The organism is Curtobacterium sp. Csp1 (assembly GCF_013347185.1).
In genome coordinates this window covers 3098794-3115965 of record NZ_CP054594.1, presented here as the reverse complement: position 1 = coordinate 3115965, position 17172 = coordinate 3098794, and the positions used below count along the sequence as shown (strand labels likewise).

General features: G+C 67.5%; 10 protein-coding genes. 6 read left to right on the top strand and 4 right to left on the bottom strand.

What is annotated here, in order from left to right:
- Positions 1–198: 198 nt before the first annotated feature.
- From HUN58_RS14995 to HUN58_RS14985, 3 genes are all read right to left on the bottom strand, one after another.
- Entirely contained in the window at positions 199–612 is a 414-nt protein-coding gene (locus HUN58_RS14995) for an ester cyclase (RefSeq protein WP_180225090.1), read from the bottom strand.
- Between the two features lie 266 nt (positions 613–878).
- Entirely contained in the window at positions 879–2594 is a 1716-nt protein-coding gene (locus HUN58_RS14990) for a DUF2075 domain-containing protein (protein ID WP_180225089.1), read from the bottom strand.
- Positions 2581–2901 (bottom strand): nucleotide pyrophosphohydrolase, encoded by a 321-nt coding sequence (locus tag HUN58_RS14985; protein ID WP_141860980.1) that lies wholly within the window; start codon positions 2899–2901, stop codon positions 2581–2583. The genes HUN58_RS14990 and HUN58_RS14985 overlap by 14 nt, the downstream gene beginning before the upstream one ends.
- Positions 2902–3084: 183 nt before the next feature.
- Between HUN58_RS14985 and HUN58_RS14980 the strand changes: the two genes are divergently transcribed.
- From HUN58_RS14980 to HUN58_RS14960, 5 genes are all read left to right on the top strand, one after another.
- Positions 3085–5196, top strand: coding sequence for a 3'-5' exonuclease (locus tag HUN58_RS14980; RefSeq protein WP_180225088.1), 2112 nt, complete (start codon positions 3085–3087; stop codon positions 5194–5196).
- 284 nt (positions 5197–5480) lie between these two features.
- Positions 5481–7274 carry a hypothetical protein gene (locus HUN58_RS14975; RefSeq protein WP_180225087.1) on the top strand — a complete coding sequence of 598 codons (1794 nt, stop codon included), beginning with the start codon at positions 5481–5483 and terminating at the stop codon, positions 7272–7274.
- 157 nt (positions 7275–7431) lie between these two features.
- Positions 7432–13980 (top strand): DUF4011 domain-containing protein, encoded by a 6549-nt coding sequence (locus tag HUN58_RS14970; protein WP_180225086.1) that lies wholly within the window; start codon positions 7432–7434, stop codon positions 13978–13980.
- A gap of 221 nt (positions 13981–14201) precedes the next feature.
- Positions 14202–14480 (top strand): hypothetical protein, encoded by a 279-nt coding sequence (locus tag HUN58_RS14965; protein WP_180225085.1) that lies wholly within the window; start codon positions 14202–14204, stop codon positions 14478–14480.
- A 38-nt stretch (positions 14481–14518) separates the two neighbouring features.
- Complete coding sequence (locus tag HUN58_RS14960) at positions 14519–15073, top strand: hypothetical protein (RefSeq protein WP_180225084.1); 555 nt, start codon at positions 14519–14521, stop codon at positions 15071–15073.
- 62 nt (positions 15074–15135) lie between these two features.
- Here HUN58_RS14960 and HUN58_RS14955 read toward each other — a convergent pair whose 3' ends face one another.
- Positions 15136–16383, bottom strand: a complete 1248-nt coding sequence (locus HUN58_RS14955) for an exonuclease domain-containing protein (protein ID WP_180225083.1) — start codon at positions 16381–16383, stop codon at positions 15136–15138.
- Positions 16384–16559: 176 nt separating this feature from the next.
- Here HUN58_RS14955 and HUN58_RS14950 point away from each other — a divergent pair, with 176 nt between their 5' ends.
- Positions 16560–17159: a hypothetical protein gene (locus HUN58_RS14950; RefSeq protein ID WP_180225082.1), complete on the top strand. Its 600-nt coding sequence runs from the start codon at positions 16560–16562 to the stop codon at positions 17157–17159.
- Positions 17160–17172 lie beyond the last annotated feature (13 nt).

Sequence of the window (17172 nt, the reverse complement as noted above, 5' to 3'; positions counted from 1 at the left end):
GACGCTTCGGCAAACACCTGCGGCGACGCACCCACCGGCACCACGACCGCAGCTGACCCAGCAGGGGCGCCGTCACCGGCGGCGGTTCGAAGTCGGGCGAACGCCGTGCGGGAGCGTTCCGCCGCAGCACGCTGCTCCGCCGTCAGCGCCCGCCTACCGACGGTCACGGCAGGGGTTGTCGCCTGCTGATCGGACACGTCAGTCGAGGCCCAGCTGCTGCAGGATGCCGAGCTGATCGGTGCTGCCCCACCGTTCCGCGGCGCGGCCGTCGCGGAACCCGATGACCTGCACGTTCCGGACCCCGGTGAACCGGCGCCCGGTCGGGGCGTGCCCCAACCACTCCCCCGTGTGCGTGCCGGCGAGGGTGGAGATCGTGATCACCTTCGTCGGTGTCGCGATCGTCTCGACGTCCTCCCGCTCGATGTCGGTGAACGCCTTCCCGAACTGCTCCCAGAACCACGCAATCCCGGACCCGTCCTGGGGTTGCCCGTCGGCGGCATCGTGGTCGGTGAAGTCGTCCGTGAACCGCTCTTCCAGAGGCAGCTCCTGCTGCCGCATCCGATCCCGAGCCGCAAGCGTCGGACCGGCACCCACTGTCACCTCAACCGCCATCAGAGCCTCCTCATCGTGTGACTCGAGCCTACGCACGGCTACCGGGTCGATTCCGATAATAGTTCTTATCGGATTCCAGACTTGGCTGATGTATTCATCACGATTGCCGATTGGTCGCGCGGGATCTGACCATTCTTCGGACCCACGACCTCGTGCCCAGCGGTCAACGGAGCCACCTCCCGTAGCCCGAGAAACGAGCTCGGGTGGGCGACGCTATTGAGACCGGGCCAGCGATTTGAATCGATCGATCTCCGCTCGGCTCACATCTACCTGACGACAGTCCGCAGCCGCTCACGCAGAGCCGGGTCCACGACGTAGACGTAAGTGCCGAGCATTCCCCTCGTCATCAGGACTGCGTAGATGTTGGAGACGAAGCGAAGCACGTCATCATCTGAGTACTCGATACCCAGACGCGGATTGTTCTCCATACCCTTCTTGTCGAAGTAGTTCGCCCGGTCGAACACGATCCGCTGTGTCTCCCGGTCGAAGCGCAGGTCCGGACCGATGATGACGCCCGCGTAGTTCAAGTCGTAACCCTGCACAGTGTGGATCGAGCCGACCTGCTCCAACGCGCCCGCTGACGTGATCCAGTCCTTCTGCGTCTGGTTCCACCTCAGCCGCTGCCCGTCGAGCTCGATGTCGAAGGCGTCCGCATCGTTCCTGCTCTTCCACTCCCAGGCGTACCCAGCGACGAGCCGTGCGAGCCCCACCTCGGCGTCTCGTGCACGGATCGCCTCGTGCATCTTCCCGAGGTCATCGAAGAGACGCAGCTCGTAGTCGCCGAAGTCTGCTCGCTCGCGCTGCTCACCGCGAAGCAGCCCGCGGACGAACGAGACGTAGTCCGAGCCACCTCGCACCCGCATCTGCGTGGAGAGCCGGTAGTGGCGATCAGACTCGCGTGCCCCCGCGATGAGTGCCCTCTGCGTGCTCTGCGGAAGGTCAGCCGGTCGGACACTCTGGTCGGAGTCGATCAGGAAGATCTGGTGCCGGCTCTGCCTGCGGATCCAGTCCGCCTGCGTCAGGTGGTCTGCATCCTCTCCGAAGAGCTTGCGGTTGATCTCTCCGAAGCTCTTGTTCTGCATGCCCGAGGCCTGATTGGCTCGATGGTTCAACCGATGGGACTCGTCGACGACAAGCAGATCCCATCGCTCGTCGCTCTGACCGACCTCGAACGGCGTCAGCACCATTGCCTTGTCGAGCCCAGGGGTCTTCGCGAATACCCGTTTGAGCGATGCCCGCAGGGCCTGCTGTGGCACGACGAGCCCGAGCCGTGCGGTGCTCAACCGATCGCGGTTCTCTTCGGTGAAGAAGTCGGAGAACAGCGCGTCGCTCTCGAGATCGTCGAACCCCTTCCCATCAGCGATGTCACTCAGGAGCTTGAGGAGGTAGACCGCGACGATGGTCTTGCCCGTGCCAGGGTCGCCCTGCACGGCGATCGGTGCAGCTGCATCGAGCTCCCAGTCGTCGAACAAGCCCTCGAGGATGTCCTCCATCACGACCGCCTGGTCACGATTGAGCGCCTTGAACGGAGACAGCTTGAAGAGTTCCCGGTTCTCGATCTCCGGCAAGCTCCGCGTGAACACCTCCTGGTGCCGCAGGGCATCGAAGATCTCCCGGAACGTCTCGCGGTAGCGGGACCGATCGTAGTACTCGGCGTCGACGATCCCCTTGTTGCTGTTCAGGACCGTGTACTTGCCGTCTGCGGCGAGCAGAGCGATGAGTTGCGACTCGAGGTCGAGGCACACCGACTTGTTGAAGGTGTCGTCGAGCACGAGACGAACCGCCTTCAGCGTTCCGCGATCAGGCGAATCCAGGTGCTGACGCATGCGGGCGGCTGTGTTCAACGTCTCCCCGACGTAGACCCGTTTCCCGTCGTCGAGGATGTACACGACCGGCCAGTTGATGAAGCGTGGGTCGACATCGCGCCAGGACCGAAGATGCTCGGCCGTGAACGGCAGCTTCTCGATGTCAAAGCTGGTCATACTTGGCGCTCCGCCCTCGAGCCCGCTCAACCGGGTACTTGGCCCGCGTCACGACGAGCTTCTCCCGGATGAGGGCTTCGGGCGAGACCCCGAGCCCGTCGGCCAGGAGGAAACAGTAGGTGAGGACGTCCGCGAGCTCCCCGCGCACCCTCGACTCATCGCCCTCCGCGTCCCATTGGAAGCATTCGAGCAGCTCCGCCGCTTCGATCGAGATGCTCTTCGCGAGGTTCTCCGAAGTGTGGAACTGCGCCCATTCGCGTTCTCGGACGAACGCGCGGAGTTCTTCCTGGAGTCCGTCTTCCGCCATGCCCAGAAGGTAGCAGCGCGATCATCGCGGGCGGCACCTCAGCGCAGACTCAGAACAACGCCCTGCACCCCGAACTGGTGCTGACTCCACGCACCCCCCATCCACGAGGATGGTTCAGCACCGTGCGCCCAGGGGACGACGCACGCTGCGACGCACAGGATCCCCGGGGAACGCACCATGACGATGGCCGGGGAATCCGCAGGCCTCGAGGCCCGCCGCCAACGCGGCCTCGCCGACGCACACCGACGCCAGGCCGACGACGCCGAACGGCGAGCCGAGCGCTTCGAGATCGCCGAGCGCACCGAGAGCGAGACCGCCCGGATCCTCGCCCCACTCGCCGGCATCGGCTACCACCTGCTCGCGGACCGTCAGTGGCCCGGCAGCCGCACGGCCCAGGTCGACATGGTGGTCGTCGGCCGCGGCGGCGTCTTCATCGTCGACACGAAGGCGTGGCGCGAGGTCGCGGTCCACGGCGACCGGATCACCCGCGGCCAGGAGGACGTCACCGACGACATCGCTCGGCTCGCGGACCTCGCCTACTCGACCGAGGCAGCCCTCGCCGACACGGGTCTCGCACCGAACGAGGTGCACGCGATCGCCGCCCTCGCCGGCCAGAGGCGGATGCACGCCCGGGTCGCGTCGGTCGACGTCCTCGGGGCGCACGACGTCATCGGCCACATCACCAAGCGCGGTGCCCGGCTCTCGGCCTCCCGCGTCGACGAGGTGCTCGCGGCGCTGCTGCGGCACTTCCCCGTGATCGGCGAGCAGCCGGACACCCCACCGCAGGTCATCGTGCCGTCACCGGTCCTCTCGCGGAGCGTCCCGCCGGCCGTCCCAGGAGACGACCGAGCCGACGACGACGACCACGCTGACGAAGCGCACGACGACGAGCTCGCGGACAAGCTGCTCAACGGCGTGCTCGAGGCCCCGATCGAGGAGTGGATGGCGTTCCTCGACCCGGCACAGGCGAAGCTCGTCCGCCGCAGCTTCAACGGTCCCGCGCGGATCCGCGGTGCCGCGGGCACCGGAAAGACCGTCGTCGGCCTGCACCGCGCCGCCTACCTCGCGCGCGCCACCGGCAGTCGCGTCCTGTTCACGACGTACATCGCGACCCTCCCCGCCGTCCTCGAATCGCTCCTCGCGCGCCTCGCGCCCGACATGGTCGGTCGCGTCGACTTCATGGGCGTCCACGCGTTCTCGAAGCGCCTGCTGGACGAGCGCGGGATCGCGTACAGCGTTCCCGGACGGGAGGCGCGACTCGCGTTCGACGACGCATGGAACGCGATCCGCGCCTCCAGTCCGCTGCGCTCGGCGCGTTTCACGCGCCGGTACTGGGAGGACGAGGTCAAGCACGTCATCAAGGGACGCGGCCTGACGCGGTTCGAGGAGTACGCCGACCTGTCCCGTGTCGGACGCAAGCACGCGCTCCCGCTGGAGACGCGGCAGGCGGTGTGGGACCTCTACGAGGCGTACGCGACGGGTCTGCGGAAGCGCGGCGGGACGGACTGGGAGGACGTCGTCCTCATGGCGCGCGACGCCCTCCGCGAGCGCCCGCTCGACCGGTACGGCGCGGTGATCGTCGACGAGGCCCAGGACCTGTCGTGCGCGATGGTGTCGATGCTGCACGCGCTGGTCGGCGACCGACAGGACGGCCTCACCCTGATCGGCGACGGGCAGCAGACGATCTACCCGGGCGGCTACACCCTCAGCGAGCTCGGGATCAGCCTGGCCGGACGCGGAGTCGTGCTCGACCTGAACCACCGCAACACCGCCGAGGTACTCGAGTTCGCGAAGCAGATGGTCGCCGATGATCAGTTCGTCGACATCGAGGGGGTCGACGGCGTGGGTGACGCGATCTCCGCGGTGACCCGATCCGGGAGCGTGCCGACGGTGCACCGGGCGACGAGCAGCGGCGACCACGACACGGCGATGGTCGCGCGCATCCGGCAGGTCCTGCACCTGGTCGGGACCGGGCACGGCGACGTCGGCGTCCTCACCGCGACGAACCAGCAGACGGACGAGGTCACGGCGGCGCTGCGAGCGGCCGGCATCCCGGTCGTGTCGCTGCAGCGCTACGACGGCAAGACCGTCGACGCGGTGAAGGTCGGGACGATCAAGCGCGCGAAGGGGCTCGAGTTCAAGCAGGTGCTGCTGGCGCACGTGCGCGGACGGCTCCTCGACGAGCAGACGGGCCAGCCGTCGGAGGCGGACCGGGAGCGGCGGGAGCTCGACCGTCGGGAGCTGTACGTCGGCATGACCCGGGCCCGCGACGGGCTGTGGGTCGGCGTCCGGTGAGGTTGGGCGATCGAGAGGTGCCGGAGATGAATGAAGTACATGGGTCGATGACTCCCTCGGGGCGTTCGGCGGTCCTCGAAGCACAACGAGCCGTCGAGCGACAATCAGTGGGCTACCGAGCTGTGCTCCGATTGCCAGAAGGAACCGACGCGGCGCAGCTGGCGGAAGAAGAGGTTCGAACTTGGCTGCTGACCAAGACCCACCCACGTCGATCGGCAACGCTCGACACCGCTGATTGGGAGGGGTCCGGCGACTTCGTACTCGGTCCGCGTGCCGTCCTGTCAGTGACGGACCGCTCTGACGAGCGTGGACAGACACACCGGAAGCTGATCCGGCTCGTCGAGCACAACCGCGGTTCGTGGATCGTTTCCGTCTACGCGCTGAGAAGCGGTTTCGGCCGACGATCGACGTCAACACTCATCATCGAGACCGGTCACGTGATCGAGAAGGGTGAGGACTCCGTCCTGACGGTCGCCCCTCCGCGGATCGTCGGACAGATCCTGGATCGCGTGGAGGTGCGTGACGGCTCTGCTCGACTGACCAACTCGCCGCAGGTGGTCCGGCAGGATGACGTCGGGGACCTCATCGACGTGCTGACCGACGACGCCCGCTCGACCTCGGTGATCGTCGCTTCGTCGCTGGGCGCCGAGACAGACAGGGCGTGGTCGAAGACCGTCGAGAGCCTCACGCAGTACAGCGTCGGCGTGGCGTCTGTCTACGTGATGACGCACGATGCCGTCGCGGAGTTCAACTCGCTGATGCCGGTATCCCATGCTGTGCAGCCTGGGCGCATCAGGACGTTCGCACCTTCCGTCGACCTGGAAGCGGCTTTCGATTCGGTTCGACACAGGGTCCTGGGTCCCTCGACCTTCGCGCGGGCAATACGCCGAGGCAAAGCAGACGTTGCGCTCCGAGCGACGCATGCGTCTGGCATCCGACGGCGGCTCCTCGAACTCGAGCTCCCGAAGGACGTTCGGCGCACGATGCGTCTGTTGCGCGAGCAAGAAGCCCGACGAGCGCGAGACACCCTGATCGACGAAGTCGTCGCAGAGGAACTCAGCGCTCCTGCGATCGTCCCGACAGCTGGGGAAGTTCGGAGCCCGACTACCCGCGACGACCCCGACCGGGAGCACGACGTCGCATCGCCAGCTGTGTCCCGACCAGTACCAGCGCGCACGGGTGCTCTGCGTATCCCGATGGATTGGGCACCTGATGAACACCCGGCCGTCTCGTCGAACCTCGTCCGCCGTGCCGGCGCATTCGTCCTCCGCTGGCTCAGGGTCGCAGATCCTCGCGAGGAGCACTTCGACGAGCTCGACAAGCTCATGGGTGCAGCGGCGCTCGAGAAGGACACGTACGAACGTCTCTTCGCCGAGGCTGGCGACCGCGAGTCAGATCTCAGTGACAGGATCAAGGATCTCAACTCCCGGATCGCAGACCTCGAGGTGGAGGCAGCGATCGAGGCAGATGAGGCCCGAAGAGCAGCTCGTGAACGTGATTGGCTCCGTAGGAGTCTGGATGCAGATCAACGAGCGCGCTTCACACCAGACGGGGACGAGTCGCTGTGGGAGGCTCCTGCCGATGTCCGCGAGCTCGTCGCAAGGCTCACTGCGGGGACCGACGCACATCATGCTCGCAGCCGAGTCGTCTTCACCGGCGACGAGGACATCGCTGCCCAGGTGGACGACCGTGACGGAACGGGGCGGTACGCAGCCGCCCTCTGGTCGTACGTCCGCGTGTTGTACGACTACGTCGGCGCGAAGGAGAACGGTTACGCAGGCAATGTCCACATGTACCTGAACGACGACGCTCAAACGGGCACGAAGTGTTCGCCCGAGCGGCATGCCGCCACAGAGAGCGCGACAGTGATCAACAAGAGGACGATGCACAGTGAGCGCGTGCGGCCAGTTCCGTCATCTGTGGACGCAACCGGCGCGGTTCCGATGCTCGCGCACTTCAAACCGACGCATCGCGACCGATTCGCGCCGCGAATGCACTACTTCGACGACTCGGATCGCTCGGGCATGATCTACATCGGGTACATCGGTCGCCATCTCACGACACCGAACGCGCATTGAGCGCGGAGAGCTCGACGGCGCTCGGAACAACCGCCGTTGCGACGAGCGCGACGGCGTCCATGCTTGACAGTGACTCATGCCACGATGAGGTGAGTCGGACGCACGAACGTGTCTCTACCGCGACAGCGTCCACGAACGAGAACTGGGGGAACCGCTGGTGAACAACGCGGACCACGTCGCTGCCGGACTACGAACGCTCGCGGCGGGTCTCCGGCCGGTCGTTACGTCGACGCTGGAGCCGCGTCTCCGTGCCGGAGTGTCCTGGACCGAGATCCTGGCTGTGAAGGACCGCGAGAAGGGTGGCGGCGAGCGGCGATACGACGAGACCGACCTGCAGGTGCTGCTCCGGATCGTCACCGAGACCTTGCCCCGCCTCGGCCGCCCCTTCGACGCGCTTCTCGACCGGAACGGGAGTCGCCTCGCCGGGGAGCTCCGCGAGATGCGGAACCGGTGGGCCCACAACGCTGAGTTCGACGACGCGGACACATACCGAGCACTCGACAGCGTCTACCGGCTTCTCGACCTCATCGGCGCCTCCGAACAAGCCGAGCAGGCGGCATCGCTCCGGCGCGACTTCCAGGCGACGATGGTGGGGTCCGCTGAAGCTGGGTCGCAAGTCGTCGAGACCGTCCGATCAGCGGAGCCTTCTGACACGCGTACAGAGGTCTCCGCTCGCTCGACGAGTTCCACGGACATCACGCTGGTCGGGGCCAGCATCGTCAGCTACGCGATGGCCCACAACCGTGTCCGGGTGCTGCCCGGCGTGACGATCCTGCACCGGGGGCCTGCGGTCAGGAACGCCCGACTCACCGTCAGCATCTATTCGGCAGGGGCGGGGCTCGGCGAGCCGCGCGAGCACTTCTTCGACCTCGAGCCCTCCGCCGACGCCGTGACGAAGACCGACCTCGGGCTCACGCTCGACCCGACGCAGATGATGAACGTCGAGGACTCACGGCCGGGCAGCGTGCGAGCAGTACTCCGTGACGGGGACCGAGTCCTCGCCGAAGCGACCGCTGACGTGCACGTCCTCGCCGCAGGGCAATGGCTCCTCGTCCCGAGCCAGTTCGAGCTCTCCCTGGAGATGCTCGCCGCGCACGTGCAACCGAACCACCCAGCACTCGCGCCGATCATGGACGACGCCTCTGACCGCCTCCGTTCGATGACCGGCGACGGCTCGTTCGTCGGTTACCAACAGGACGAGGAGCGGGTCGACCGCACGGTCGAGTCCGTGGTCGCTGCGATCCGCGCCCGCCACGTCCGGTACAGCGTGCCCCCGGCGAGTTGGTCGGACATCGGACAGAAGGTCCGGACGCCAGCAGAGGTCCTCGACGACCGCTTCGGCACCTGTCTCGACACCGCGACGACCCTCGCCGCTGCGCTGGAACGTGTCGGCGTTCGCTCGATGCTCGTCGTCGTACCGGGCCACGCCTTCCTCGCATACTGGCGGGTGGAGCAGCAGCTCCCGAACGTGGTGATGGACGACCACACGGTGTTGCGGAACCTGCTGGCCGAGGGACACATCTCCGTCCTCGAGACCACGATGCTCACGGCCGAAGACCAGGGCGCGTCCATCGACGACATCCGTCGAGCCTCGTTGGACAAGATCCGCGCGTACGGGTTGGACGAGCTCTTCGGGTACGTCGACCTGTACCTCGCCCGCTCCACCGCTCGGATCCTGCCGCTGCCCGCGCGCGTCACGGATCCGACCGGACAGGTCACGGTCGTCGAGTACCAGGTCGAGCGGACCGACCCGGCTGCGTACGTGCCGCCCGTCTTCGACGGCTCCACGGCACGCTCAGACGACGACACTCCTGCGCGCGTCCGGCAGTGGAAGAACAACCTGCTCGATCTGAGTCTGCGGAACCGGCTCATCAACTTCACGAGGACGGCGCAGTTCCCGCTGTTCGTCGCTTCCGACGGACTCGCCGAGTTCGAGGATGTCCTCAGCGCGGGAGAGCCGCTCGAGCTCCTGCCGTCCGACGCGCTGCCCGCGGTCGTCCGCGAGCGCGGGGTGCAGTGGGCTTCGCAGCTCCCCGACGCGGACAGGACCACCCTGTTCCGGACGAAGCGGCAGTTGTTCGCTGACGCCGCGACAGCGAACTACACGCGGAAGTTCCAAGCCCTCGCGTACAAGGCGAAGACCGTCGTCGAGGAGACCGGGTCGAACAACCTGTACATCGCACTCGGGTCGCTCGTGTGGAACGTCAAGGGCAAGGAGGTCCGGTCTCCGCTCATCCTCGTCCCGGTCACCCTGAAGACGCGCGCCAAAGGCGGGACCTACCGGATCACGCTCGACGACTCCGGAGCGTCGACGCCGAACTACAGCCTGCTCGAGAAGCTCCATGCCGAGTACGGCCTGCGCATCCCCGAACTCGCGGAGCCGGCGCAGGACGCGTCCGGCATAGACGTCAACGCCGTCTTCGCGGCCACCCGTCGGGCAATCATGGCTGCCGGTCTGTCGGCGACGATCGAGCCCACTGTCGACCTCGCGGTGCTGCAGTTCGCGAAGTTCCGGCTCTGGAAGGATCTCGACGAGAACTGGCGTGAGCTCTCGGAGAACCCGCTGGTCAAGCACCTCATCGATCAGCCGACCGAGCCGTTCGTCGGCGCTCCGGTCGATCTCGACGCCGGTGCCTCCGACAGGGCGCTCGACGAGCTGCTCGGAGAGCTGCCGGTATCGGCTGACTCGTCACAGCTCCAGGCCGTCGCCGCTGCCAGCGAGGGCCACACGTTCGTCCTCGAAGGGCCCCCTGGGACGGGCAAGTCCCAAACGATCACCAACCTGTTGGCGAAGGCGATCGCTGACGGCCGCCGCGTGCTGTTCGTCGCGGAGAAACGCGCAGCGCTCGACGTCGTACGGCGACGACTGGCGCAGGTCGGGCTCGGACCGTTCACCCTGGATCTCCACGACAAAGGCAGCAAGCCCGTCGAGGTACGGGCACGCCTGCGGGAGGCCCTGGCTCAGCGACCAGTCGTCGACACCGAGGCCCTCCGCCGGGCCTCGGACAACGCCGCGGTCTCGCGCGGGAGGCTGGCACGGTACGCCGTGCAGCTCCACGCTGAGAACGCTGCCGGCCGCTCGCTCTACGCGGCCCGGAACGCAGAGCTCGCTACCAGCGACACGACGTTCGAGCTCGAGGTCCCGCTCCCCGTGGCCGGGGCGGTGACGACGACACAGCTTCACGAGATCCGGACCGTCCTCCGCGAACTCCCGGACCTTGCGCTCCGGGCGAAGCCTCGTCCGGACCACAGCTGGGCGTTCGTGGACCCCACAGACGACGAAGCAGACGCCGCTGACCTTGCCCGGCGGGTGAGGCGCTTCGACGAGGCCGTCGCGGGCCTCCCAGCCGACGACCTCGTCCAGGAGGCCGTGCTCGGGGTGACGACGACGGGAGACGCCAGGCTCCTGGTCACCGTCTTGGAGGCTCCGCCTGTGGACACCCTGGTGCTCGCAGAGGCTCGGACCGAGCGATGGCGCAGCGCAGTGGACTCGCTCGGCACGGAGACGGCCGAATTCGCCGATCGCTTCACCGACGTGCTCTCCGTCCTGCGGCCGGACGTGCTCCGTATGGACCTCCCTCGCATCGTGCAGGACGCAGCGACAGCTCAAGAGTCGGGGATCTTCGGCCGGAAGAAGCGTGTCGGTGCCGTCGCTCAGGAGTTCGGCTCGGTCCTGCAGGCCAACGTCGAACTCGACCACGCGCGCCTCGTACCGCTGGCTCGACGTGCCGCTGAGATGCAGGAGCACGCCCGATCGTTGGGCAGTCGCGTACGGTCGGTTCCGGGTATCGACGTGGACGCCGCCTGGAGTCCTCTCGACCCCGACGACCGGACGTCCGTTGCTCGTCAGGTCAACGATCTCCGCCAGCTCGTGCGTTCCATCGACACCGCCAGCGTCTCCGGCGAGGATCGACGGTTCCGCGCAGCACTCGAGCGCTGTGCGACGCGCGGCGGACCCGTCGACGACGCAGTTCTCGCAGCGGTCCGCGAGTACGCCGACGCCCTCGCCGATCTCCTGGAGATGCCCCACGCGACTCCCGAGTCTTGGCGACGCTGGCTGCAGGACGTCCCGCTCGTCGAGCGCTGGTCGGCGACGGCACCCGGTCGCGACGGGTCGCACATGTCCGCGGTCACACCGCTCGCGTGGCTGCAGTGGCGGAATGGTCTCCGGGTGATCCGAGCGGCAGGCATGACCGCCGCGTACGACGCGTTGCTCACCGGGGCGGTGCCTGCCGAAGAGGCGATGGAGGCTTTCGAACGCGGGCTTGCTGCGGCGATGCGCCGAGAGCGGGCGCAGTCGACCGGTCTCGAGTCCTTCGATGCCCCAGGACACGTCCGGCACATCGATCGCTACACGGCAGCGGCGCTCGAGGTACGTGATCATCTTCCGCAGCAGATCCCTCACCAGGTCGTCGCGCGACGATCGTTCACGGCGACGAACGCGACCGGTTCCGCAGGCCGGCTGGTCGCCGAGATCGCTAAGCAGCGCAGCCGTATGAAGCTCCGCGAGATGATGTCGACCTACGGCGACGTCATCACCGAACTGACGCCGTGTGTGCTGGTCAGTCCGGACTCGGTCGCGCGCTTCTTCGAAGCGAGGAGCGGTCTGTTCGACCTCGTCGTGTTCGACGAAGCATCGCAAGTGCGTGTCGCCGATGCCATCGGCGCCATGGGTCGTGCCCGAGCGGTCGTCGTGGTCGGGGACTCGAAGCAGATGCCGCCGACGTCGTTCGCCGAGACCACCCTCGGCGACGACGATGACGACGACGAGAGCCCGTTGGAATCGGTCGCCGCGGACGAGGAGTCGATCCTCGCAGAGTGCGTGCAGGCGCGCGTGGACCGCTATCAGCTGACCTGGCACTACCGCAGCCAGGACGAGTCGCTGATCGCCTTCAGCAACCGGCACTACTACGAGGATCAACTGACCTCGTTCCCCGCACCGGCCCTCGGAAGGGCCGACGACGGTCTCGACGGCCACGGAGTCTCGCTCCGCCGTGTCGACGGCACGTTCATCCGCGCGGGAGCCGGAGCAACGACGAAGTCGCTCCGGACGAACCCGGTGGAAGCCGAGGCGATCGTTGCGGAGATCCATGCTCGATTCGCACACTCGCCAGAGTCGGTCCCCTCGCTCGGTGTCGTCACATTCAATGCGCAGCAACGGGCGCTGATCGAGGAACTGCTCAGATCGTCCGACGACGAGCGAATCGGCGAGGCGCTCGACAGCACTGTCGACGGACTCTTCGTGAAGAACCTCGAGAACGTCCAGGGCGACGAGCGTGACACCATCCTCTTCTCGACGGCGTTCAGCAAAAACGAGAAGGGTGTCCTTCCGCTGAACTTCGGGCCGCTCACGAACCCAGGCGGCGAGCGGCGGCTGAACGTCGCCATCACTCGTGCACGACGCCAGGTCATCCTTTTCTCGAGCTTCGATCCGCAGGACCTGCGTATCGAGGAAACGAATTCGGTCGGTATCAAGCACCTGCGTTCGTACCTCGAACTGGCGCAGCGCGGCCCTGACGCTGTGCTCGGCGCGCCTTCGAGTGTCGGGCTCACCGATCGGCACCGCGAGGACATCGCTGCGGCGCTGCGAGCACGCGGACTGGCTGTGACCACGGACGTCGGATTGTCCGACTTCAAGGTCGACATCGCGGTCGCCTCCGCAAGCAGGCCGCACGCGCCGACCGTGGCGGTCCTCCTCGACAGCGCGGCTTGGGCAGACCGCGCCACCGTTGCCGATCGCGACGCGCTGCCGACGGAGGTCCTCCGTGACCTCATGCACTGGCCGAGCGTGCAGCGCGTGTGGCTGCCCGAGTGGCTGTCGTCTCGCGAGCTGGTACTCGACCGCATTGAGGCGGCCCTCGAGGCAGATCGAGCGCTCGGCGGTGATACCACCAGCGCGGATCGAGTGGGCCCCGTGAGCCCCGCCCCCTCCGTCACGGCTCCATCGCTCGAACTTGCGGACCCTCCAAAGGCAGAAGCACCGCTGGTCGTTCCTCCGGTCGGCGCGACCCAAGCACCGACGCTACAGCTCGCTCGGAGCGCCGACCGACTGCCGGAGGACCAGCGCAGCGCGACCGAAGGACATAGGTCGGCGGTGCCCAGCAGGACCGAAGTGGCGGCACCGGTCATCGAGCCGCAGGGTTCGGAATCGGTCAAGCCGTTCGTCCGGTGGCCGCGGCGCGTCGCCGGCGACGTCGCGGTCCTCCGAGACATCCGCCAGCCGGACAACGCTGCAGTGGTCCAGGGCATCGTGTACGAGGTCATCCAAGCCGAGGGGCCGGTTGCCGCTCACGTGCTCGTGTCGACGGTCGGGTCGGCCTTCGGTGTAGCGGAGATGTCCGACACCGACGCCGCGGCCGTCATCGAGCTCGTACCGCCGATGTTCCGCTGGAGCAGCGACGAGCGCTTCGTGTGGCCCGTCGGCGTCACGCCGGAACGATGGAATGACGTTCGCACAGTCGAGGTCGGAACGGGTGAGCGACCACTCGAAAGTGTCAGCGTGCGCGAGATCACGAACGCGATGCGCCATGTCCTGCGAACGCATGGTGCGCTGGCAGAGGACATCCTGCGTCGAGAGACCCACGCGTTGTTCGGCGGGAACCGCATGAGCGGGCCGGTTCTCGGTCGTCTGACGGAGGCGACGGTCCACGGTCTCGCTTCGGGACGCCTCCGACGGAACGAGCGTGGGATGCTCGCGCTTCCCTGAAGCAGGGGCACGAACTTGCCCCATGAGTAGCGGTCGCTCGGACGACCCGTGGACGGAGGACAGGCGCGGTGCCAGCTGGCACCGCGCCTCGGTTCCGTCGTCCAGTCCGGTCTCAGCCGAGCCGCGTCGACGGCATCCCGCCGTCGACGTCGATAGTGCTGCCCGTGGCGAGCGCCGCCTGGTCGTGAGTCACGAACGTCGACGGGCGACAAGACGGCGCTGTGGCGCTCAGCATCCAGGCAGCCTCGGTCGTCGGAATATGCGAACCGCAGCTCAAGCAGACGGCCGAGTGGCAGGCGATCGCCCGTGCCCGACGGATGGACCAGCTCGACACGGTCCAGGTGCACCGGCTGCTGTCCGAGGACGGCGTGGATGCCGCCCTGGTCCGGATGCTCGCGCGGAAGTCACAGATCTTCGGCGACTTCGCCGCCGTCAGCGACACCGCGCAGGCCTCGGTGCGGGCTGACCGCGGTGCCGCACCGAACTGCGCCTCATCCTGACTGCCGGCGCGTGATCACATCGGTGCTAGCTTCGTCGCATGGGGTGGGACACGTTCTTCGAGGGTGTGAGCGCGATCGCGACGGCAGGGGCGTTGGTGGCGGCTGTAGCCGCGGCGGTGCAGGCCAAGCAACTGTTCCGCATCGAGTCGGCGCGAGACGAGCAAGCCAAGGAGGACGAGCGTCGGCAGCATGCGAAGCAACTCAGCGCCTGGGCTGCGATGCAGATCGGGCGCGGCGGCAACATCGTCTACGGCGTCATCGTTCGCAACTCGTCCGACGACCCCGTCTACGACGTTCGCATCAGTTGCCACGGCTTCACCACCGACCGCGTTCCGTCGCTCTCTTGTGTTCCTCCCGGCCAGTACTTCGTTCCCAACCGAGACCAGCGCAAAGAGGACGGCCGACTGTTCCGGTGGGACTACGCGAAGCCCGTCCACGAGATCGCAGACCCCGTTCGTCCCTTCACGGGGTCGAAGAACCGGGGCGTCGATGAGATCACGTTCCGGGACAACGCCGGCGCCGCATGGCGTCGAACGGCGACAGGTGAACTCGCTCGCCTCAAAGACGATGTGACGCTCGCGACGTCGAGATAGCGAACGAGCGCTCCGCGGCTGTCGAGGTCGCGGCGCCGGGTGCCTTCATCAGCGAGTGTCGTTCAGCGCGCTGCCGCCAAGGCTTCCTCGAGCACGTCCTCCCCGAGGATCGGGATCCCGTACTGCCGCGCCTTCTTCGCCTTGCCCGACAGGCTGTCGACGTCCGCCGCGATGAGCACGGTCGTCTTCCTCGTCACCGCCGGTGCCGTCCGGATGCCGTGCCGCGCCAGATCGGCCTCGATGGCGGCACGACCGCGACGCATCTCACCCGTCAGCGTCACGATGCTGCTCTCGTCGAGCGAGACGCTCTCGTCCTCGGGCTCGATCGCCGCCGTCGCCGCACGCCGCTCGCCCGGCTTGCGGCTGTGCACCGCGTCCTCGAGACGGTCGTTCGGGATCCCGAGGAGCACAGCCACACGCTCCAGTTGGATGTGCTCCTGGATGGTCAGGATGCCATCGGCCCAGACCGCCTCGACCAGGTCGTCGAAGTAGCGTTGGTGCAGGCGACGCTGCTGGTCGGAGGTCAGGCCAGAGTCTCGCGCGAGTGCCTCGAGCGCCGCCGTCTCCGAGGTGCTGAGGAGCCCATCCGCGAGTGCCGCGTCGAGCAGCGCTGCGTACTGAAACGCAGCGCCGCTGCCGTCGACCGCCGGCATCCGGTCCGTGGCGCGGTCGACCCGAGACCGAGCAACTGCAGCCCCACCGCGCCGACGCGGAAGCCACCCGGCTCCGGTCGTCAGGACCCGCGGCCACGTGAGCCCTGCGGCCGTCGCGCCCCAGGTGTCCCAGCGGCTCCGGTCCGCTGATGTCGCCATGTAAGCCGCGAGCAGCTGGGACGTCGCCCGGGCATCGGCGAGCGCCTCGTGCGCGTCGGTCAGCTCGATGTCGTAGGCGCTGCAGCAGTCCGCGAGCTTCCGCCCGGAGCCGGGCAGGAACTCGAGCGCGAGCCGCATCGTGCAGAGCGCCCGCGACGCATCGGAGAACGGCGACCGCACACCGATCCGGTCGAACTCGGCATGGAGGAAGCGCGCTTCGAACGGCGCGTTGTGCGCGACGAGGACGCGCCCTCGGAGGCGATCGACGAGCGTGCCTGCGATGTCCTCGAACGACGGCGCTCCGGCCATGTCGGCGCCGCGCAGCTGGTGGATGTGCGTCGGACCCAAGTCGCGGTCCGGGTTCACGACGGTCTCGAAGGACTCCTCGACCTGCCCGTCCGGTGCGACGTGGACGATCCCGATCTCGATGACGCGGTGCCCGTAGGCCGGCGACAGACCCGTCGTCTCGAAGTCGACGACGGCATACCCGTTGTGCATGTTCCCCCGGTGTTCCTCCGAGTCGCGTCGGTGATGCGCGACTCCTCGACCCCATCATCGCTGCTGCGACTCGAGAGAGCGAGCCCCCGAACGGTGTGCCCGCTCTGCGGCTCGAGAGCCCTCGATCTCCTGCGTCCTTCATCCGCGGCAGTCAGTCGAAGCACCAGACTGTGCCCATGACCAGGACCGGCGCACGTGCTGCGGTGCTCGACGATGCTCTCGTCCGGATGGGCTTCACCAGGACGCCTCGGCCGGCGGCGCCGAGGCTTCCTGATCTGACTGCGAGCATCCGAACGGAGATCCTCGACCTGTACCGCTCGCTCGGCGGACTTGCACCCGAGCCGCAGATCCGACCGGGCCCCTGGGATCTGTCGTACGGCGACGTCGTCGTCGAGCTCGACGAGGACTTCCACTTCAATCGCTACCGCACGCTGACCCTGCTCGCCCCGTTCGCGTCAACACTTCCGTGGGCGGTCGACTACCGACGCCACTCGACAGAGCAAGAACATCGGTCCGGCACCGGCGGCAGACGATGGACGAACCCGTCTGCCGAGCGGATGTTCGGTTCAGCAGACGCTGAGATGGTGTTCCTGGACGTCGGGGCTCCCCGGTGGAAGCAGCGCGCGCTGTCGAGGGCTTCCTCCGAGGTCGAGCGGCCGTCACCCCGGAGGCCTTGTTCGGCTTCGTCGTCGCGCGATCCTCGGCTCCGCTGGCCTGACCCGACCGTCTCGAGAAGGCGGCCTCGACGACCGCGCCGTGTCCCCAACCCGACCTGACTGTCGCTCGTTT